The sequence below is a fragment of the Halomonas sp. genome, from assembly GCF_052095765.1.
Lineage (GTDB): Bacteria > Pseudomonadota > Gammaproteobacteria > Pseudomonadales > Halomonadaceae > Halomonas.
Genome location: NZ_JBQDJZ010000007.1, coordinates 20,758 through 40,414 on the forward strand (window position 1 = coordinate 20,758; position 19,657 = coordinate 40,414).

Genomic DNA, 19,657 nt, shown 5'->3' on the forward strand with positions numbered 1-19,657 from the left:
CAATAAAACGGCACTGTCTCCCTGAAACTGAGCATCGGGGAGACAGTGCCGTTACAGCCGTGTGGTAGCCGAGTCAGCAACCATGAGAAAGTTCAGCTGTTACTCGTCGTTGCTGCTGCTGCCAAACCACTTGGTGTGGATTTCATCATAGGTGCCGTCTTCACGCATGGCAGCCAGTGCTTCGTTGGCCGGTTCGACCAGCTCACTGCCTTTGACGAATACGATGCCGTACTGCTGGCCTTCATACAGAGGACCTACAACCTTGACGCGACCATCACCACGGGTCTGGGAGAAGTAGCCAACGTTGGGGGCGTCATAGAACACCGCGTCAACGCTGCCGCCCAGCAGTGCCATGTACATGTCAGCAGAACCCGGGTAAGGCGTGATGGTGGTATCGTCGCTCAGGTTCTCGGTCAGGTAGTCATAGCTGGTGGAACCAATCTTGGTGCCGATTTTCATGCCGGACAGGTCGTCGATGGTTTCAACACCTTCCTGATTGGTGCCGACCAGAATTTGCAGGCCGCTATCGTAGTAAGGGGCTGAAAAGTCGACGATTTCGGCGCGTTCATCGGTGATGGTAATACCGGCGATGGCAATATCCACGTTGCCGGTCTGGACCGCCGGAATGATGCCGTTGAAATCCATGGTGTTGATTTCGTACTCAAAACCGGCACGATCAGCAATTTCACGGATGATATCCATGTCGAAGCCGGTCATCTCGCCGGTTTCCTGGTCCAGCATCTCGAAAGGGACGAAGCTTGGGTCGGTGGCAATCTTCACCGTGTCTGCCGCAACCATGCCGCTAAAAGCTACGCTGAGGCCCATGCAACCGGCAAGAGACAGCGTCTTGAGTGAGTATTTCATTTGTTATTCCTCATAGCTTATTGAAAAAACAGCGAATGCATGAATATCAAGCATACTGATTACAATGGCGACTTGGGTGGAAAGCGTCAAGCAAAAAGCCGCCCTGGCTTCTGCGTGTTATCAACGGTTGGCAAGATCGTTTGACTGTTTGTCAGAGCGTCTGGCGAAAGAATGCCTGGCGAGACAGGCAGACAGTGCACGTCAGATCATGAAGGAGGTGCCGCAGCCGCAGGTGGTCTTGGCATTAGGGTTCTTGATCAGGAAGCGTGCTCCTGCCAGACCTTCTTCGAAATCCACCACAGAGCCCACCAGATACTGGTACGACAGCGGATCGACGACCAGTGAAACCCCTGAAAAGTCGATCTGGGTATCATCATCTGCAACGTCTTCGGTGAAATCAAAGCCGTACTGGAAGCCGGAACAGCCGCCGCCAGTGACGTACACGCGCAGCTTGAGTGCGGTATTGCTCTCTTTCTCGATCAGCCGATTCAACCGTGCTTTGGCGCTGTCCGAAAGCATCAGCGGAGTCGGTTCGAATGATTCAGCACCACTCATGGGAAACCCCCCGGGAGTTATTGAATGAGAGTTGATCCCGATTATCCCCATTCCTGAGCAAAAGGGTCAACAATTGCCCGGGAATGGGAATGAATGCACGATCAGGGAAGTAGCGCAGGCGCCTTCAGTCCGGCGTCCTCGTCGAAACCGAACATCAGGTTAAGATTCTGGATGGCCTGGCCAGAAGCGCCCTTGACCAGGTTGTCGATCACTGCAAGTACGACCACGGTGTCGCTGCCCTGGGGCTGATGAATGGCCAGTCGGCAGACGTTGGCTCCCTTGACGCTGCGCGTTTCAGGATGGCTGCCAGCGGGCATCACATCGACAAAGGGCTCGTTGGCAAAGCGCTTTTCAAAAAGTGCCTGCAGGTCGTCCACCGGCTGAGTGAGCCGGGCATAGAGTGTGGCGTGTATACCGCGGATCATGGGGATCAGGTGGGGAACAAACGTCAGCCCGACAGCTGAGCCAGCGGCATCTTCCAGCCCCTGGTTGATTTCGGGCAAATGACGATGCCCCGATGCGCCATAGGCTTTCAGAGACTCACTGGCCTCGGCCAGCAGGAAGGGAATCTTGGCATTACGCCCGGCACCGGTGACGCCGGACTTGCAGTCGGCAATCAAGTGGCTGGTGTTGACGACACCCGCTTCCAGCAGCGGCAGCAACCCCAGCTGCACCGCCGTGGGATAACAACCCGGCACGGCGACCAGACGCGCCTGGCGGATCCTGTCACGATTGACTTCGGGTAAACCGTAGACAGCTTCTTCCAATAGCTGCGGCGCGCCATGGGGCTGGTTGTACCACTCGGCCCACAGGTCGGCATCGCGCAGGCGGAAATCGGCAGACAGGTCGATGACCCGGGTGCCCCGCGCCAGCAGGTCGCCCGCCAGGGAGTGAGCAACGCCGTGCGGAGTGGCGAAGAAAACCACATCACAGTGACCCAGCTGTGCCGGATCCGGCGTGCTATAACGCAGGTTGTCATAATGTCCACGCAGGTTCGGGTACAGCTCACTGACGCCAACTCCGGCTTCACTGCGCGAGGTGATGCATTCAATGACGACCTGGGGGTGCCCAGCCAGCAGCCTGAGCAGCTCGACGCCGGTGTATCCGGTACCGCCGACGATTCCGACCTTGATCACAGTGGATTCCTCATTAAGCGTTTCAATTGACAATATGATACACAAGATGGGTAGCGCTCACCCAGATAAGCCCGTCACTGGCCATCTGTTTCGGGGTTAAAAACAATAAGATCAGGCCTGTGGATAACATGGGTCACGCTCAAAAAAAGGAAGGCGGCTTGTCAAATACCAACCCTCATCGCTTTAGCCTGGAAAGCTTCCGACGCAAGTTGGCCAGCGTTGATGCGCTGCCCCAGCTGTGCGTGCTGGGCGTCATTGCGGGGGTCATTACCGGCTGCCTGATGACGCTGTTTCGGCTGCTGCTCAAGCTGGGTGCGATGTTTTTCATGCCCGATAGCGACCCTGAGGCATTCGAGCAACTGACGCCCATGTTCCGCAGTATCCTGCCACTGTTGGCGGTGACGCTGATAGGCGGCTGGCTGGCACTCCACCCGGGTGGAAGCCGTCACCAGATCGGTATTGCCCATGTGATTGAACGCCTGACTTATCAACAGGGGCGTTTCCCGATCCGCAACTGGATAAGTCAGTGGTGGATAGGCCTGGTCTCGGTACTTGGTGGCCTGTCGGCGGGGCGTGAGGGGCCTGCCATTCACTTGGGGGCTGCGGCCAGCAGCGGTCTTGGCACGTCCTTGCAACTGCCTCACAACAGCTTGCGGGTGCTGGTTGCCTGCGGCACTGCCGCGGGTATTTCAGCCTCTTTCAACACGCCTCTGGGTGGTGTCATCTTTGCCATGGAAGTGGTGATGATGGAATACACCACCGTCGGTTTCATACCGGTTATCCTGGCCTCTTTCATGGGGTCGGTCATTTCCCAGTCGGTGTTCGGTTTTGACCCGCCTTTCCAGAAAGCTGGGGTGGTCATGGAATCCTTCATCCACCTGCCCTGGATTGCGGCCAGTGCCTTACTGATCGGTCTGCTTGCTGGTGGCTTTGTCCGTCTGGCACGCAGTGCGCCGCGCCTGGATATCCTGCCGTTTGCATTGCGTCTGGTGCTGGTGGGTGTCGCCGTGGGCCTGACGGCCTTCTGGTATCCCGAGGTACAGGGCATGGGCTATGACAGCATGCGCCGAACCCTGGAGGGGCAAGTGGCCATTGATGTGCTGATGGCGGTTGCCATTGGCAAACTGATTCTGACTGCTGGCGCGGTAGCCTGCCGGGTGCCGGTGAGCATCATTGGCCCGATTCTGGTGGCCGGTGGAGCAGCCGGCGCCTTGTGTGGAATGGTTGGCAACTTGCTGCTACCCGACATGCAAACCGATCCGGCTCTGTATGCGCTGATGGGTATGGCGGCCATGATGGCTGCCGTATTACAGGCACCCATGGCGGCACTGATGGCATTGTTGGAGTTGACGCACAATCCGCAGCTGATGTTGCCGGGCATGCTGGCGGTGGTCGTTGCCTGTCTGACAGCCCGTCAGCTATGTGGCTGTGACGGCTTTTTTATCAGCGTAACACGCCATGGCATGCATCCGTTGCAACAACCGCTGATGCAGGCGTTGAGCCGTATTTCTGTGCCGGCGGTCATGGAAAGGAGTTTCTCGCGAACCCGCAGGCGGCTGAGCTATGAGCAGGCCAGCGCCCTGCTGGACGCCAATCCCGAGTGGATCATCATCGAGCGCTCCAGCGACGACAAACCTGCTCTGGCGATGAACGCGGCACATCTTGCCCGTTGGCTGCTGGAACACACGGCAGACGACGAGCTGATCGACAGTGAGGGCATGTTTGATCTGCTGGAGATTCCCGGGGAGCGCCTGGAGCTGGGGCCGATTCACCTTCAGGCTACCCTGTCTGAGGCCTATCAGCGCCTCAATGAGAATCCGGTGGATGCGCTCTACGTGGTGCATGGCCGGCGGCCTGACAAGCAGCGAATTTCCGGTATCATCACACGCAGTGCGATTGAGCGTTATTATCGCTACGAAGACCAGTCCGTGACGAAGACCCGTCAAAATTAAGCCCGATCTTCTGATTAAGGAATCACGATGTACCTGTGGATGAAAGCCCTGCACCTGATCGCCATGGTGACCTGGTTTGCTGCTCTGTTCTATCTGCCCCGACTGTTTGTCTATCACGCCATGGCCCGTGACAAGGGTGAGCAGCAGGCGATTGATCATTTCATCGTGATGGAGCGCAAGCTGTACCGGGGCATCATGACGCCATCGATGATTGCGGTGCTGCTGTTTGGCGGAACCATGCTGTATCTGATGCCTAGCTGGCTTTCCCAGGGCTGGATGCATATCAAGCTGACGCTGGTTGTACTGCTGATCGCCTATCATCATGTGTGCATGATTTACCTCAAGCAGTTTGCTGAAGGCCGGTGTACCAAAAGCCATCGTTTTTTCCGTATCTTCAATGAGTTGCCGGTAATCGCGTTATTGGTCATCGTATTCCTTGCTGTGCTGAAACCGTTCTGATGGCGGGTGAATCACCAGCAGTGTCTGCGGATCTTCCCATTGTGCTGGTGTTATCCGGTCATGACCCGACCGGTGGTGCCGGCCTGGTGGCTGACAACGAGGCAATCGCCGCCTGCGGTGGCTGGGCAATGACAGTTCCCACTGCACTGACCGTGCAGAACTGTCGCGATGTCCAGGCCGTGTATCCAGTCAGCGGCTCGCATATCCAGGAGATGGCCGCGGCGCTGGACGACCTTCCGGTGGCAGCCATCAAGATTGGCTTGGTGGCGAGCATTGACAGCCTGTCAGCCGTTGTCGGGATCATCCGAGAGCGCCCTGGCATACCGGTTATTGTAGATCCGGTCATCAAGGCGGGCGGTGGGACACAGCTGTCTGCTGCTGATCTTGTGGACGCTTTTCGTGAGCTGCTGTTGCCCCGGGCGGATATTGTGACGCCCAACCGCTATGAGTTGGCGCGGCTGGCGGGTCCTGACAGCGCTGATGACACCCAGCGGGCGGTCAGCCTGATGCATCTGGGCTGTCAGGCGGTGCTGGTGACCGGCACTGATGATCCAGTATCGGGCGCGGATGCGTCTCAGGTCGTGCATACGCTGCATCGTCCGCATGGCGATCGGCAATGGCAGTGGCCCAGACTGGCCGGCAGTTACCATGGCTCAGGCTGCACCCTGGCAGCTGCACTGGCCGCACGCCTGGCGATTGGCGAAGGCGTCGTCAGCGCCTGTGAACAGGCTCAGGCCTTTACCTGGCAAGCGCTCAAGCGAGGCTGGCGGCCCGGACACGACCAGTACCTGCCGCGACGTTTATGGCAGCTACCGGATACACCGTTCACCGTTCCCTTCACCACGGTATGATGACAGTCACATCCTATGGGCTGGCCTTTGTTGCCGCGGCCATTGAAAATGAAGCAATTAAGGATCAATTTTGGTGAGAAAATAGCAGGTTGCCCACGGGTAACCCACGGCTTACCAAAAGGTTGTCCAGAAAGTTATCCACAACTGGAAGCCGCGCCATGCGAGACTTCCGGTAAATATGAATTTTTCCTTCAACAGGGTAATAGGGGGTTGATATGACCACATCTGCACAGCTCTTTGAGCAGGCTTGCCAGCACATCCCCGGCGGTGTGAACTCACCGGTTCGTGCATTCAAGGGGTTGCATCGCCCGCCCGTTTTCATGGAGCGTGCTCTGGGGGCCTATCTCCATGATGTGGAAGGCAAGCGCTATATCGACTATGTGAACTCCTGGGGGCCGATGATTACCGGCCATGCCGACCCTGATGTACTCAATGCGGTACGCCAGCGTCTTGAACAGGGTCTGTCATTCGGTACGCCGACGGCGATCGAAACCACCATGGCCGACCTGATCTGCGAGATCATCCCGTCCATCGAGCTGGTGCGCATGACCTGTTCTGGCACTGAGGCCACCATGTCGGCGATTCGTCTGGCACGTGGCTATACCGGGCGTGACAAGATCGTCAAGTTCGAAGGCAACTATCACGGCCATTCGGATTCGCTGCTGGTCAAGGCCGGCTCGGGGGCACTGACCCACGGTGAGCCCAGTTCGCCAGGCGTGCCGGCATCCCTGGCCGAGCACACCGTAACGCTGTCCTATAACGACATCGATGCGGTGGAAGACTGCTTCGAGGAAATCGGTGATCAGATTGCCTGTATCATCGTTGAGCCAGTGGCCGGCAACATGAACTGTATTCCTCCCCAGCCGGGCTTTCTTGAAGCACTGCGCAAGGCCTGCGACCAGCACGGCAGCGTGCTGATCTTTGATGAAGTGATGACCGGTTTTCGTGTAGCACTGGGCGGTGCCCAAGCACATTATGGCGTTACCCCGGACCTGACCTGCCTGGGCAAGATTGTCGGCGGCGGTATGCCAGTAGGCGCTTTCGGCGGGCGCCGCGATATCATGGAAGAAATTTCCCCGTTGGGTCCGGTCTATCAGGCCGGCACTCTGGCGGGCAATCCGTTGGCCATGGCCGCCGGCGTTGCGCTTCTCAGCAAGGTGCGCGAGCCCGGTTTTCATGATGCCCTGTCGCAGCGCGTCAATACGCTGTGTCAGGGGCTTGAAGAACGTGCCGAGGCGGCGGGTATCAGCCTAATTACCCAGAGCGCCGGCGGCATGTTCGGACTCTTCTTCACCGGCCAGAGTCGTGTGGATAACTTTGCCCAGGCGACTGCCTGTGATAGCGAGGCGTTCCGCAAGTTCTTCTCCGGCATGCTTGACCAGGGAGTCTATCTGGCGCCTTCGGCCTTCGAGGCGGGCTTCATGTCCAGCGCACATACGCCTGAGCATATTCAGGCAACGCTCGACGCGGCAGAAACCGTTTTCGCCACGATGGACAAGAGCTGACACCGTTCATGGCATGCTGTAAGGAGTGTCAGGACCAAGGAGAACCAGGATGACGCAGCACGACCCACAGGCTTCATCACATCAGTTGTCAGACAACACGCACAGCCTGACGCTTGATGCGGCAATCGAAACGCTGAGCGACTGGCAGCAGAACCATGCCGTAGCGGCTGACAGTGCGTCACAGGTGCTCGATTCTCTGGCACGTCAGCTGACGCTCTGCCTGGATGCCCTCGGCGATAGCCTGCAGGGCGACGAAGACCAGCGGCGGCTCAAGGCGCTGGGCAGCTGGCTGTGGGAAAGCCTCGAGCGTCTGACGCCACAGATAGCGTCCCGTGCTCATCGTTCGTTGCCCTGCAGCTGGGCCAGCGATCACGCTGACTATCGTCTGGTGGACGACACGCGGGTGTTGCTGGCGCAAGCCATCAATCGTCCGGCCGGGCAGGCCGGAATCAACGAGTGTCAGGATCCTGCAGAAGACGTTGCTTCGCTGCTGGTCGGGCTGGAGCTGGCTGATAGACAAGATTTGGCCCGCGATGCGCTGGATCGCTATCTGCGTCACAGCGGCGACTACCGCATGGCACGTCTGCTCTCCCTGTATCAGGTGTTGGCCAGTCTGCGCGCTGCCAGGGCGGCTTTGCACCAGAACATCAGCGACGCACGGGACGATGTACCGCCTTCCGCCTGGATGGTTGAGCATCTTGGGCTGGCGCGTCGCTGTCTGAGCCTGGCAGAACAACTCGCTGAGTTTCGTTTCCCGCCGCTGATTATTGGCGTTGGCGTATCCGGCAGCGGCAAGAGCCGCTTTACCCGTACGCTGGTCACCGGGTTGGGTGCGGTGCGGCTGACGTCCTACAGTGAACGTCTGCGGGTCCATGGGCTCAACGTAAAAAACCACCCACAGGATGCTGGTGGCGACAAGGCTGTGGATAAATACGCTGCCGAGATAACCGCCGCCACCTATCAGCGATTGGCCGAATGCACTGGCTGGCTGCTCGACGGCGGTTTTCCGGTGTGTATCGACAGCACCAGCCTGACGCGTGAGCAGCGTCGTCTGTTATGGCAGCAGGCCGAAAACCGTGGCTTGCCGGTGCTGCTGGTCAGTTTTGAAGCGGATGAAACAACGCTCAGACGCCGCCTGGGCAAGCGTGCTGTACGTCTGGGAGTGACTGAAGCCGAGAGCCTTGCGCTGTTTGATCTCCAGCGTCAGGCCTTTGACCCCTTTGATGACGAAGAGCGACTGCATCTCGTCAGACTTGATACCACCGCTGAAAATGCTGCAGAGACCCTGGCTGCCTTGATCAAGGAAAATGTCAGGTTCTGTTGAGCCGCTGTTCAGCCGACAGGAAGCCAGACAATGAAAGCGACCCGCCTGGTACTGGCCAGTGGAAATGCCGGCAAGCTGCGTGAATTCAACGAGCTGCTGGCGCCGCTGGGTTACGACGTGATGGCCCAGTCGGCATTTGATGTGCCCGAGGTTGAGGAAACCGGGCTCACCTTTGTCGAAAATGCCCTGCTCAAGGCCAGAGAAGCCTGTCGGGTCAGCGGCCTGGCGGCGCTGGCTGACGACTCGGGAATTGAAGTGGATGCACTCAATGGCAAGCCGGGTATCTACTCGGCACGCTTTGCCGGTGAGCCCAAAAGCGATGATCGCAACAATCGCCAACTGCTTGAACAGCTCGCCGATGTACCACCTGGACAGCGCACGGCACGCTACTGGTGCGTGGTGGTGCTGATGCGTCACGCTGAAGATCCCGTGCCGGTTATCGTACAACGCAGCTGGGAGGGCGAAATACTCACTCAGCCGCGGGGTGAAGGTGGTTTTGGTTACGATCCGCTGTTTCAGGTCAGTAGGCTGGGCAACACAGCAGCCGAGCTTGATGCGACCCAGAAAAACCGGCTTAGCCACCGTGGCCGGGCAACCCGGCGACTGGTTGAACTGCTGTCCTCTGGAAACCCTGCGTGAGACTTCCTCCGTTATCTCTCTATGTTCACGTGCCGTGGTGCGTGCGCAAATGCCCCTACTGTGATTTCAACTCACATGGCGTTGGCAGTCACACGGATTTACCGGAAGACGACTACCTCAAGGCTCTGATCGCTGATCTGGACGCCGAGTTGCCGCTGGCTGCGGGGCGTGAGCTGGTCAGCGTGTTTATCGGTGGCGGCACTCCCAGCCTGATGAGCGCGGGGTTCTATCAGCGCCTGCTGGATGCCCTGGCCGCTCGCCTGCCCTTGGCACGCGATATCGAAATCACTCTGGAAGCCAACCCCGGCACCCTTGAAAGTGGCCGCTTCAGAGGTTATCGCCAGGCAGGAATCAACCGGCTATCTGTGGGCGTGCAGAGTTTTCACCAGCCTCAACTCAAGGCGCTGGGGCGGATTCACGATGGCCGGGAAGCACTGGCGGCCATTGATGAGGCCGTTCGTGCCGGCTTCGATAATTTCAATATCGACCTGATGCATGGTTTGCCGGAACAGACGCCAGAACTGGCGCTGTCCGACCTGGATCAGGCCATTGCCCTGTCGCCTGCCCACTTGTCTTGGTACCAGCTCACCATAGAGCCCAACACGGAATTTCACTCACATCCGCCTCATTTGCCGCAGGAAGAGATGCTGTGGGACATCCAGGATCTCGGCCATGAACGGCTCGAATCGGCAGGGTTCAGGCGTTATGAAATCTCAGCCTATGCCGCCAATAACCGTCGTTCGCAGCATAATCTCAACTACTGGCAGTTCGGCGACTATCTGGGCATTGGCGCAGGTGCCCACGGAAAAATCAGCGCTGCCGGTGGCGAGGGCCTGCTTATTGAGCGCCGTTGGAAGGTACGCCAGCCGGATTCCTATCTGCGTCGGATCAACGACCTCCGAGGCTTTATTGCCGGTCAGCAGCGCCTGGAGGACGCAGAGCTGCCGCTGGAATTTTCGATGAATGCCCTGCGGCTGACAGAAGGTGTGCCCATGTCCTCATGGGTCCAGAACACCGGACGATCCTGCCAGCAGCTGGAAGCCAGCCTTGGCAAGGCACGTGATTCGGGGCTGTTAATTGACGACAAGGATGGATTTTGTGCCACGGAACGCGGTCTACTGTTCCTGAATGAATTGCTGGCCCTGATCAGTGAGGCGGGCCGTGATGAATAATGGATTCCCGCCTGTTTCGCTCACTTTCACCCAAGGAGTTTTCGTATGAACAGGACAACCCGTTTTATTGCCCCGCTGGCAGCCGCCATGCTGATGGCTGGCTGTGCCACCAATGATCCGTACTCCGGGCAGACCCAGCGCGGCAATACTGGTGCCGGCGCCGCCATTGGTGCGGTGGTCGGTGCCGCTGCTGGTGCGCTGAGCGGAGATGGCAGTACCAGCCGCCGTGACCGAGCGCTTATCGGTGCTGCCGTTGGTGCCGCCGCGGGCGGTGGTATTGGTGCCTATATGGACAAGCAGGAACAAGAGCTGCGCCGCAACATGCAGGGCACTGGAATTGAAGTGGATCGCCGTGGCGACGACATTACGCTCAATATGCCCAGTGGCGTGACCTTCGGCTTTGATTCCAGCAACCTGACATCGGCTGCTGAAAGCGCACTCAATGATGTCTCCAGCGTGCTGATCCAGTATCCCGATACCCGGGTCAATATCGCTGGTCACACAGATAGCACTGGTGATGCGGGCTATAACCAGGGGCTGTCTGAGCGCCGTGCACGCAGCGTTGGGAACTACCTGATGCAAACCGGTGTTTCTGGTAACCGCCTGAACATGATGGGCTATGGTGAAACCCAGCCGATTGCCAGTAACGATACTGAAAGTGGACGCGCCCAGAACCGTCGTGTGGAAATTACACTGAGTCCCATCGCTCAGCAGTAACGTTACACCGACGTCTGGTCAGGCCCGCTGCTATCACAGCGGGCTTTTTTTATGGTGCCTTTTATAGGCATTGTACTGACAGAAGCAGTTGTTCGGATATCTTTTACGTAATATTGTTTTTATTACGTATATTAGTTTTCATGGAAAACAGCTCCTCCCGGAATGGCTGGTAAAGCGCTCATACAAATTGAGATGGTAACGACGTGATGGCACAAACAGCAGTCATCAATCGGTATTCGGATGTAAGCGCTCTGACCAGTGCCATGATGATTCATTTCCCGATACAGAAGCTGCCAAATATTTCCCCAAGCAGGTCGTCGGCGGTGAACTCGCCGGTGATTTCGTCCAGCGCCTGCTGGGCGTCGCGCAGGTCTTCTGCCAGTAGTTCGCCGGCGGCGTGGCCTTTAAGCTGATCCTGACCGCTAGCCAGGGCGCTGGCGGCGCGCTCCAGGGCATCAAGGTGGCGGCGCCGCGCCGAGAAACGGCCTTCGGTGGTGGTGGAAAAACCCATCACGCTCTTGAGGTGTTCTTTGAGGATATCCACACCCTCTCCGGTGTGGGCAGAAAGTCGGATGACCGGCGGTGCTGTGGATACGTCAATTCCCGGCGTTTCGCCACTGGTGTCTATCTTGTTGCGTACCAAGGTCAGTCGGCTCTGATCTGACAAGCGCTCAACGAAGTCTGGCCAGATCACCATGGGATCACTGGCATCGGTTGTTGCCGCATCGAGCAGCAGCAGCACCCGGTCGGCTTTTTCGATTTCGGCCCAGGCCCGGGCCACACCAATCTGCTCCACGGCGTCAGGGGTGTCTCTGAGCCCGGCGGTATCGATGATATGCAGCGGCATGCCGTCCAGCTGGATGTGCTCACGCAGTACATCACGTGTGGTGCCGGCGATGTCAGTAACGATGGCGGTGTCCTGCTCGGTCAGGGCGTTGAGCAGACTGGATTTGCCGGCATTGGGGCGGCCGGCAATCACGACATTCATGCCTTCGCGCATCAGTGCACCCTGGCTTGCAGCGGCGCGCACCTTGCTGAGTTCATTGCAGACGCTATCGAGCTTGGCTTCTATTTGGCCGTCGGCCAGAAAGTCGATTTCTTCTTCAGGAAAGTCGATGGCCGCTTCAACATGGAGCCGCAGTTGGATGAGGCGTTCCACCAGCGTTTTTACACGTCCGGAAAACTCTCCTTGCAGCGAATGCAGCGCGTTTTCGGCGGCGCTGCGTGAGCTGGCCTCGATCAGATCCGCGATGGCTTCCGCCTGAGCCAGGTCCAGTTTGTCGTTGAGAAAGGCACGCTCGGAAAACTCACCGGGCCGTGCCAGCCGGGCACCCAGCTGCAGGCAGCGCTCAAGCAGCATGTCCATGATGACGGGGCCGCCATGGCCCTGTAGCTCGAGGACATCTTCCCCGGTGAACGAATGCGGGCCGGGGAAGTACAGGGCGATGCCCTCATCAATAGCACCGTTCTCGCCCTTGAAGGGGGTGTAGAGCGCTTTCCTTGGCTCGGGGCATACCCCAAGTATCACTTGGGCGATATCGCTGCAGGCTGGCCCTGAGACGCGAATGATGCCTACGCCGCCGCGGCCTGGGGGAGTCGCCATGGCGGCAATGGTATCCAGGGTATAGAGGTGTTCAACCATGGGTGGCTCCGGTCAGTGTCATGCCCGTATTGTCAGTATCAGTGGCCTTAAACGCCAGACCCCCGCGTTTGCGGGGGTCTGGATCGGGCAGATCAAGGTATGATCAACCGTTGGGCTATTTGGTTCTGAGCCCTTTGCCAATCGACGGGTCATTTTCAATCTTGCGCGTGATGTAGTACTGCTGCGCGATGGAAATGACGTTGTTGGTCACCCAGTAGATGACCAGGCCGGCTGGGAACCACAGGAAGAAGAAGGTGAAGACGATAGGTAGCATCTTCATGATCTTGGCCTGGGTCGGGTCCGGAGGCGTCGGGTTGAGCATCTGCTGCACAAACATCGAAGCACCCATCAGGATCGGCAGGATGAAGTACGGATCTTTCACCGACAGGTCATGGATCCAGAAGATGAAGGGCGCGTGGCGCAGTTCAACCGACTCCAGCAGCATCCAGTACAGCGCGATAAAGACCGGCATCTGTATCAGTATTGGCAGACAGCCACCCAGAGGATTGATCTTCTCCTTCTGGTAGAACTTCATCATTTCCTGGGACATCTTCTGGCGGTCATCGCCAAACTGCTCTTTCAGGCGCTGCATCTCCGGGCCGAGTTTGCGCATGCGGCCCATGGACTTGTACGCCTTGGCAGACAGCGGCCACAGGGCAGCCTTGACCATCACGGTCAGGATGACGATGGACCAGCCCCAGTTGCCTACCACGCTGTGGATCTTGTCGAGCAGCCAGAACAGCGGGTTGGCGATGAACCATAGCCAGCCGAAATCGACGGTCAGCTCCAGATGGGGGGCGACCTTTTCCAGCTCTTTTTGTACCTTGGGGCCCATATACAGCGTGGCTTCCAGGTTGGCATCGCTGCCCGGCGCCAGGTTGACAGAAGGGCCAGCGAAGGCGGCGACGTTGCGGTTCTGGGCGTCGGTGGTGGTGTAGTAGAGGTTCTTCTGATTCTCGGGAGGTGCCCAGGCCGTGGTGAAATAGTGCTGGATCATGGCAACCCAGCCACCCTTGGCATCACGATTCTCGACTTTGCTTTTCTGGATATCGTCAAATTTGACCTTTTCATAGCGCGTTTCCGGCGATGAAAACGCCGCGCCCAGGAAGGACTTCATGCCCATCTTCGGGCCGCTGGACGGATCCGGGCTGTTATCTCTGACCAATTGCCCGATAAAGCGTGCCGTGACCGGTGTTTCACTTTCATTGGCCAGGTGATAGGACACCTTCATCGCATAGCTGTCACGCTCCAGCTCGAAGCGCTTGATGATGTCCACTCCGTTGATGTTGGCGGTAAACGCCACATCCAGCTGGTTTTCGCCGTTTTCCAGGCGATACTCGTGTTGTTTCGACGTGTAGTCGATACGCCCCTTGTGATCACTCAGATCCAGACCGGAGCGGGCAACATAGCTGCTGTTGCTGTTGTCGGCCAGCATGACAAAAGGCTGGTCACCCTCCAGGTTCTGGTCATGTTTGAGCAGTGCCGCATAGACCACATCGCCACCGACGGGGTTGATGCGCAGATCCAGAACATCCGTGGTGATGGCAACCAGATCACGACTGTTGGAGGCTTGCGCAGGCGCCTGGCCGGGAAGTGAGCCACCAAGACCATCGCTGGCTGCTTGTTGGCTGGGTGCCAGCAGGGTGCTGTTGGCTGTGCCAGACGGCTGGCCATTTTGCTGGCTGGTGACAGTCGGCGGTGCTTCAGTTGCCGTGACCGACTGCCCGTAGTCCTTGTTCCACTGCACGATGATCAGATAGGCAAGAAGCGCCAGAGGAATCAGCAGGAATAGTCGTTTTACGTCCATGAAGGGTCTGCCCGATGGGGGAGTGAACATTCCGATGGCGAAACGCAGGTCGCACACCTGAGATGAACAAAAGCCTGCCAAGGGCAGGCCAGTGTCAGGTACTGAGCGTCGGTGCTCAACACGGCTTCGTCAAGTAGCGCATCAGCGTGGATGGCGAAAGATTCTGGTGATGCTTCCAAGCATTCAGCGTCCGTTTTCGAGTTTCAGTAACTCTCGATCCAGGCGTCGCCACATACCATGAAGCTGTCGATGAACCGTTTCGTTATCCAGCTCAACAAGTCCACGACGTGCCAACAGCACAATATCCACAGATGGCAGCTGATGCTGGCGAAGTCGGATGGACTCTCTTGCGATGCGCTTGAAGCGATTCCGGTCAACGGCGCGGCGAACGTTCTTCTTGCTGAAGATCAGGCCAAGACGAGGGTGGCCAAGGGGGCTGGGTGCCGCCAGTGCCATCAGTCCTTTGCCATGTACCTTGCAGGTTGCCGTATCGAAGACGCGACGATAATCACCGGCGGTCAGCAGTCGCAGCCGCCGGGGGTAGCCCTGACAGGACACGCGTAATCAGCGATTAGGCGCTGAGACGCTTACGTCCCTTGGCGCGACGACGCGCCAGGATAGCACGGCCGGCTTTGGTGGCCATGCGAGCGCGGAAGCCATGGTTGCGCTTGCGCTTGATAACGCTGGGTTGAAATGTGCGTTTCATAACAGGTCATTCCCACAAGTAGGTTTCTGAAAAATCGGGTATTGCACTGGTGCTGGGTTCCTTCCGGAATCCAGAAAGATTCGGTTAAGGACCGGAGATTGTAGAGGCTTGCGCGCCCGGGCGCAATTATTCCGGCGACGTGAAGCGAGTTTTTCTAGTATCTCGCAATCGGTTACCAATAATAACTATAAAAAAGAAGTTCTGTAATACCTTGTTATTATGTATGGGGATGTTTTCTGTTGATAAGGTTAAAATATCCTTTTAATACAATTCATTAATTTGTATGTTTAGCTGTGGAAGAGCTCCGCAAAACTTGCAGGTAAGCTGTGAGCAAACGGTGAAAAGGTAGCATATCCATCCACAGAGAGTAACTGTTCAGTATGTTGCTCCCAAGAAGCACCCAGCTCCACTGTAAGTTTTCCACAGGCTTTCGCCATCCTGATGAGTGTGGATAACTGTTCTTTTGAGCGATACAATAGCGGTCGTTCCCAATCTCGCTTCTCAACCCAGGGGTGTGGCCGCGTGTCGATAGTACTCTGGCAACAATGCCTGGAAACCCTACAGGACGAGCTCAGCTCGCAGCATTTCAATACCTGGATTCGCCCTCTTCAGGCCGAGGAAGAAGAAGGTACCAATCAGCTGCGCCTACTGGCTCCCAATCGGTTTGTCCGCGACTGGGTGTGTGACAAATATGTACAGCGCATTACTGAGCTGATGCGTGACCTTTCATCAGGGCAGCCCCCCAAGCTGGTGCTGCTGGTTGGCAGCCGCCGCGCCGCGGCTTCACCTGCCCCCAAACCACGTGAGTTAGGGCAGCCTGTGTCTGCTTCTCCTCAACACCCTTCAATACATACGTCGGCAACGCGTGATGAATCCCGGCGTGATCGTGACGCGGGTCGGACAGGTAGTGAAAGTGGAGGGAGTGAGTTTCAGCGGCCCCCCGAGCGGCAGGTGCAGGTAGAAGGCAGCATCAAGCACAATAGCGGCCTAAATCCGAACTTCACTTTTGACACCTTTGTTGAGGGTAAGTCGAACCAGCTGGCAAAAGCGGCCTCGCGTCAGGTGTCAGAAAATCCTGGTGGCGCCTATAACCCGCTGTTTCTTTATGGCGGCGTTGGCTTGGGTAAGACGCACCTGATGCATGCAGTGGGTAATGCGTTGGCTACGCGGCGCAGTAATGCCCGGGTTGTCTATCTTCACTCTGAGCGCTTTGTAGCCGATATGGTCAAGGCCCTGCAGCTCAATGCCATTAATGATTTCAAGCGTTTTTACCGCAGCGTCGACGCGCTATTGATCGACGATATCCAGTTCTTTGCCGGCAAGGAGCGCTCTCAGGAAGAGTTTTTCCACACCTTCAACGCCCTGCTTGAGGGCGGTCAGCAGATGATTCTTACCTCTGATCGTTACCCCAAAGAGATCAGTGGGGTAGAGGAGCGTTTGAAATCGCGCTTTGGCTGGGGCCTGACCGTGGCAATCGAGCCTCCCGAGCTCGAGACCAGAGTGGCGATCCTGATGAAAAAAGCCGATCAGGCCAAGGTGGATCTGCCCCACGAAGCAGCATTTTTCATTGCCAAGAAAATACGCTCGAACGTGCGTGAGCTTGAGGGTGCGCTCAAGAAAGTCATTGCCGACTCGCACTTCATGGGTAAGCCCATTACCCAAGATTTCATTCGCGAGTCTCTGAAGGATCTCCTTGCGCTTCAGGACAAACAGGTCGGAGTGGACAACATTCAGCGAACGGTTGCTGAATACTACAAGCTTAAGCTGAACGAAATGTTGTCAAAGCGCCGCTCACGCTCGATTGCCAGACCACGGCAGGTAGCGATGGCGCTAGCCAAGGAGCTGACCAATCACAGCCTGCCTGAAATAGGCGACGCCTTTGGTGGCCGTGACCACACAACGGTTCTGCATGCGTGCCGAAAGGTTAAAGAATTACAGGAAGAAAACGCGGATATCCGCGAAGACTACCAGAATCTGCTGCGGTTACTGACCAGCTGATCTGATACAACGCTCAGTTTGATCTGGATAGCGCTCGGTGAATCCGGATCGTTACAGGACAAGACGTGGAGACGAAATGAAATTTTCCATTTCCCGAGAAGCACTGCTGCGACCGCTAGCACTTGTCGCTGGTGTGGTAGATCGCCGTAACACCTTGCCAGTGCTCTCCAATGTGCTGGTCCAGGTGGAGCAGGATCAAGTATCGCTGACGGGCAGTGATCTTGAAGTGGAGCTGGTGGGACGCACGGTAGCAAGTCATGTTGATCAGCCTGGCAGTATTACCTTGCCGGCACGCAAGCTGATGGATATCTGCAAGTCGCTACCTGACATGGCAGAGTTGCAGTTTTCGCTGGAAGACAATGAGCGTGTTGTGTTGCGTAGTGGACGTTCGCGTTTTGCGCTGTCCACGCTGCCGGCGGCAGAGTTTCCAGGCATAGATGATGGTGAGGCCGATATTGAGTTGAGTCTGCCCCGGGGCACGCTCAAACACCTCATCGATACCTCGGCCTTTGCCATGGCTCAGCAAGATGTGCGGTACTACCTCAACGGCATGCTGCTTGAGTTCAGTGCCAACATGGTGCGCTCCGTCGCCACAGACGGCCACCGTCTGGCGATGTGTACTCGCCCGATAGAAACGCCCCTGGCCGAGACACACAAGCTCATCCTGCCACGCAAGGGCGTTACAGAGCTGGTGCGCCTGCTGGATGATGGTGATGATCCGGTCAGCCTGACGCTGGGTACCAGCCATATGCGGGCTCATACGGGCGACTTTACCTTCACCTCCAAGCTAGTTGACGGCAAGTTCCCTGATTATGACCGTGTGGTGCCGAGGGGGGGGGATAAGGTGCTGATCGCCGATCGTGCTGATTTGCGCCAATCACTGTCTCGAGCATCAATTTTATCTAATGAAAAATATCGCGGGGTCCGCTTGTACCTTGAGGAGGGCAATCTCAAGGTGATGGCCAATAATCCCGAACAAGAAGAGGCAGAAGAATATATTGGTGTGGAGTATAGCGGTCAGTCCCTGGAAATCGGCTTTAACGTGAGCTATCTGATTGATGTGCTCAACGTACTGAATGAAGACCGTGTTCAGATCACTTTGGCAGATTCGAGTAGCAGTGCACTTCTGGAGGAGCCAGGTGGCGGCGATTCGCTCTATGTTGTCATGCCAATGCGCCTGTAAGTGTTCCGGCAGCGCCTTTGGTGCTGCCTGGAATCTCCTTGTATGCCTATAAATTACCTGTCTTTTCAGGGGCTTAGGAATCTCAAGCCACTTGTGCTGGAGCCAAGCCCCGATATCAATGTGTTTGTTGGCGATAACGGCAGTGGCAAGACCAGCTTGCTGGAGGGTATCCATATCCTTGGTATGGGGCGTTCTTTCCGGACACGCCATCTCCGTCATGCCATTTCCCATGAGTCCGATCACTTCACTTTGCATGCACGCTTGCCCAATGAGTCACCTAGTGGCGGGCTACCTGTGCCGGTTGGTGTTCGTCGTCATCGGGAAGCCAGTGAGCTAGAAATTCGTCTGGCCAGTGAAAAAGTAGATCGTCTTGCCCGTCTTGTGGAAGCCCTGCCCCTGCAGCTGATCAACCCTGACGCCTTTCGCCTTCTTGAGGGAGCACCTGGCGGAAGACGGGAGTTTATCGACTGGGGTGTGTTTCACGTGAAACATGACTTCATGCCTGTCTGGCGCAGCTTTCGCAGGGCGCTCAAACATCGGAATGCCCTGCTCAGGCATGATAGAATGGACGCTTCAGCGTTTGATGCCTGGGATCGTGAGCTGGTGCATTGGGGTGAAGCGCTTGATGCAATGCGTCGTGACTGGATGCAGGCATTTGAGCCTGTGTTTACTGAAACGCTCAGTGGCTTGATTGATTTACCCGGTCTTGAATTACGTTACACAAGCGGCTGGGATCGTAAACGCGAGCTGTCTGAAGTGTTTCAGCAGGGTCGTGTTACCGATCGGCAAATGGGCTTTACCCAGCAAGGGCCACAGCGCGCTGATATGGCGGTTCGCTATTGTAAGCGTCCAGCTACTGAGGTGCTTTCGCGAGGGCAACTGAAGCTCGTTGTCAGTGCACTTAAGCTTGCTCAGGGGCGTTTGTTGGAGCAGGCGACCGGGCGTTCGTGCCTTTATCTTATCGACGACCTCCCTGCAGAACTGGATGCCGGACATCGGCAGGTATTCTGTCAGTGGCTTGAAAATATGCATTGCCAGGCATTTATTACCAGTGTTGACCCTGAGGCACTGAGTAGCGGCTGGCAGAAGAACACAACAGTTTCGATGTTTCACGTGAAACATGGCGAAATCGAAAAGAAGTAACAGA

The 19,657-nt window shown here is 57.0% G+C and carries 18 protein-coding genes; 11 read left to right on the plus strand and 7 right to left on the minus strand.

Annotation, left to right across the window (positions count from 1 at the left end; genetic code table 11):
- Positions 1-99 precede the first annotated feature (99 nt).
- The 3 genes from ACTH3D_RS02015 to argC all read right to left on the minus strand — a co-directional run bounded on the left by ACTH3D_RS02015 (position 100) and on the right by argC (position 2,555).
- Positions 100-864 carry a transporter substrate-binding domain-containing protein gene (locus ACTH3D_RS02015; RefSeq protein ID WP_441664718.1) on the minus strand — a complete coding sequence of 255 codons (765 nt, stop codon included), beginning with the start codon at positions 862-864 and terminating at the stop codon, positions 100-102.
- A 201-nt stretch (positions 865-1,065) separates the two neighbouring features.
- A complete protein-coding gene (gene erpA, locus ACTH3D_RS02020; RefSeq protein WP_441664720.1) occupies positions 1,066-1,419 on the minus strand; it encodes an iron-sulfur cluster insertion protein ErpA in 354 nt (117 codons plus the stop codon).
- A 101-nt stretch (positions 1,420-1,520) separates the two neighbouring features.
- Positions 1,521-2,555 carry an N-acetyl-gamma-glutamyl-phosphate reductase gene (gene argC, locus ACTH3D_RS02025; protein WP_441664722.1) on the minus strand — a complete coding sequence of 345 codons (1,035 nt, stop codon included), beginning with the start codon at positions 2,553-2,555 and terminating at the stop codon, positions 1,521-1,523.
- 158 nt (positions 2,556-2,713) lie between these two features.
- On the opposite strand from argC, the gene ACTH3D_RS02030 reads away from it, so the two are divergent.
- The 8 genes from ACTH3D_RS02030 to ACTH3D_RS02065 all read left to right on the plus strand — a co-directional run bounded on the left by ACTH3D_RS02030 (position 2,714) and on the right by ACTH3D_RS02065 (position 11,174).
- A complete protein-coding gene (locus tag ACTH3D_RS02030; protein WP_441664724.1) occupies positions 2,714-4,507 on the plus strand; it encodes a chloride channel protein in 1,794 nt (597 codons plus the stop codon).
- A 27-nt stretch (positions 4,508-4,534) separates the two neighbouring features.
- Positions 4,535-4,966, plus strand: coding sequence for a protoporphyrinogen oxidase HemJ (gene hemJ / locus ACTH3D_RS02035; RefSeq protein WP_441664726.1), 432 nt, complete (start codon positions 4,535-4,537; stop codon positions 4,964-4,966).
- Positions 4,966-5,817, plus strand: coding sequence for a bifunctional hydroxymethylpyrimidine kinase/phosphomethylpyrimidine kinase (gene thiD / locus ACTH3D_RS02040; RefSeq protein ID WP_441664728.1), 852 nt, complete (start codon positions 4,966-4,968; stop codon positions 5,815-5,817). Before hemJ ends, thiD begins: the two co-directional genes overlap by 1 nt.
- Positions 5,818-6,032: 215 nt before the next feature.
- Positions 6,033-7,322, plus strand: a complete 1,290-nt coding sequence (gene hemL / locus ACTH3D_RS02045; RefSeq protein WP_441664730.1) for a glutamate-1-semialdehyde 2,1-aminomutase — start codon at positions 6,033-6,035, stop codon at positions 7,320-7,322.
- Positions 7,323-7,371: 49 nt separating this feature from the next.
- Positions 7,372-8,646 carry an AAA family ATPase gene (locus ACTH3D_RS02050; RefSeq protein ID WP_441664732.1) on the plus strand — a complete coding sequence of 425 codons (1,275 nt, stop codon included), beginning with the start codon at positions 7,372-7,374 and terminating at the stop codon, positions 8,644-8,646.
- 30 nt (positions 8,647-8,676) lie between these two features.
- Positions 8,677-9,285: an RdgB/HAM1 family non-canonical purine NTP pyrophosphatase gene (gene rdgB, locus ACTH3D_RS02055; RefSeq protein WP_441664734.1), complete on the plus strand. Its 609-nt coding sequence runs from the start codon at positions 8,677-8,679 to the stop codon at positions 9,283-9,285.
- Complete coding sequence (hemW, locus tag ACTH3D_RS02060) at positions 9,282-10,457, plus strand: radical SAM family heme chaperone HemW (protein ID WP_441664736.1); 1,176 nt, start codon at positions 9,282-9,284, stop codon at positions 10,455-10,457. Before rdgB ends, hemW begins: the two co-directional genes overlap by 4 nt.
- 45 nt (positions 10,458-10,502) lie before the next feature.
- Positions 10,503-11,174, plus strand: coding sequence for an OmpA family protein (locus ACTH3D_RS02065; protein ID WP_441664738.1), 672 nt, complete (start codon positions 10,503-10,505; stop codon positions 11,172-11,174).
- A 271-nt stretch (positions 11,175-11,445) separates the two neighbouring features.
- Here the strand turns inward: ACTH3D_RS02065 and mnmE are convergent, their stop codons facing one another.
- The 4 genes from mnmE to rpmH form a co-directional block, all read right to left on the minus strand.
- Complete coding sequence (mnmE, locus tag ACTH3D_RS02070; protein ID WP_441664740.1) at positions 11,446-12,816, minus strand: tRNA uridine-5-carboxymethylaminomethyl(34) synthesis GTPase MnmE; 1,371 nt, start codon at positions 12,814-12,816, stop codon at positions 11,446-11,448.
- 115 nt (positions 12,817-12,931) lie between these two features.
- Positions 12,932-14,623 carry a membrane protein insertase YidC gene (yidC, locus tag ACTH3D_RS02075; RefSeq protein WP_441664742.1) on the minus strand — a complete coding sequence of 564 codons (1,692 nt, stop codon included), beginning with the start codon at positions 14,621-14,623 and terminating at the stop codon, positions 12,932-12,934.
- A 183-nt stretch (positions 14,624-14,806) separates the two neighbouring features.
- The gene (gene rnpA / locus ACTH3D_RS02080) at positions 14,807-15,181 is read right to left on the minus strand and encodes a ribonuclease P protein component (protein WP_441664744.1); all 375 of its coding nucleotides are present in this window, start codon (positions 15,179-15,181) and stop codon (positions 14,807-14,809) included.
- A 13-nt stretch (positions 15,182-15,194) separates the two neighbouring features.
- On the minus strand, positions 15,195-15,329 hold the full coding sequence (gene rpmH / locus ACTH3D_RS02085) for a 50S ribosomal protein L34 (RefSeq protein WP_441664746.1): 135 nt from the start codon (positions 15,327-15,329) through the stop codon (positions 15,195-15,197).
- A gap of 522 nt (positions 15,330-15,851) precedes the next feature.
- On the opposite strand from rpmH, the gene dnaA reads away from it, so the two are divergent.
- The 3 genes from dnaA to recF all read left to right on the plus strand — a co-directional run bounded on the left by dnaA (position 15,852) and on the right by recF (position 19,653).
- A complete protein-coding gene (gene dnaA / locus ACTH3D_RS02090) occupies positions 15,852-17,327 on the plus strand; it encodes a chromosomal replication initiator protein DnaA (RefSeq protein WP_441664748.1) in 1,476 nt (491 codons plus the stop codon).
- A gap of 76 nt (positions 17,328-17,403) precedes the next feature.
- The gene (gene dnaN, locus ACTH3D_RS02095) at positions 17,404-18,510 is read left to right on the plus strand and encodes a DNA polymerase III subunit beta (protein WP_441664750.1); all 1,107 of its coding nucleotides are present in this window, start codon (positions 17,404-17,406) and stop codon (positions 18,508-18,510) included.
- A 42-nt stretch (positions 18,511-18,552) separates the two neighbouring features.
- Positions 18,553-19,653 carry a DNA replication/repair protein RecF gene (gene recF / locus ACTH3D_RS02100; protein WP_441664752.1) on the plus strand — a complete coding sequence of 367 codons (1,101 nt, stop codon included), beginning with the start codon at positions 18,553-18,555 and terminating at the stop codon, positions 19,651-19,653.
- Positions 19,654-19,657 lie beyond the last annotated feature (4 nt).

Coding starts and splice junctions, on each gene's coding strand:
- ACTH3D_RS02015 (WP_441664718.1), bottom strand. CDS start 864: ATGAAATACTCACTCAAGACGCTGTCTCTTGCCGGTTGCATGGGCCTC.
- erpA (WP_441664720.1), bottom strand. CDS start 1,419: ATGAGTGGTGCTGAATCATTCGAACCGACTCCGCTGATGCTTTCGGAC.
- ACTH3D_RS02065 (WP_441664738.1), top strand. CDS start 10,503: ATGAACAGGACAACCCGTTTTATTGCCCCGCTGGCAGCCGCCATGCTG.
- hemL (WP_441664730.1), top strand. CDS start 6,033: ATGACCACATCTGCACAGCTCTTTGAGCAGGCTTGCCAGCACATCCCC.
- rdgB (WP_441664734.1), top strand. CDS start 8,677: ATGAAAGCGACCCGCCTGGTACTGGCCAGTGGAAATGCCGGCAAGCTG.
- thiD (WP_441664728.1), top strand. CDS start 4,966: ATGGCGGGTGAATCACCAGCAGTGTCTGCGGATCTTCCCATTGTGCTG.
- recF (WP_441664752.1), top strand. CDS start 18,553: ATGCCTATAAATTACCTGTCTTTTCAGGGGCTTAGGAATCTCAAGCCA.
- mnmE (WP_441664740.1), bottom strand. CDS start 12,816: ATGGTTGAACACCTCTATACCCTGGATACCATTGCCGCCATGGCGACT.
- rpmH (WP_441664746.1), bottom strand. CDS start 15,329: ATGAAACGCACATTTCAACCCAGCGTTATCAAGCGCAAGCGCAACCAT.
- hemJ (WP_441664726.1), top strand. CDS start 4,535: ATGTACCTGTGGATGAAAGCCCTGCACCTGATCGCCATGGTGACCTGG.
- dnaN (WP_441664750.1), top strand. CDS start 17,404: ATGAAATTTTCCATTTCCCGAGAAGCACTGCTGCGACCGCTAGCACTT.
- ACTH3D_RS02050 (WP_441664732.1), top strand. CDS start 7,372: ATGACGCAGCACGACCCACAGGCTTCATCACATCAGTTGTCAGACAAC.
- yidC (WP_441664742.1), bottom strand. CDS start 14,623: ATGGACGTAAAACGACTATTCCTGCTGATTCCTCTGGCGCTTCTTGCC.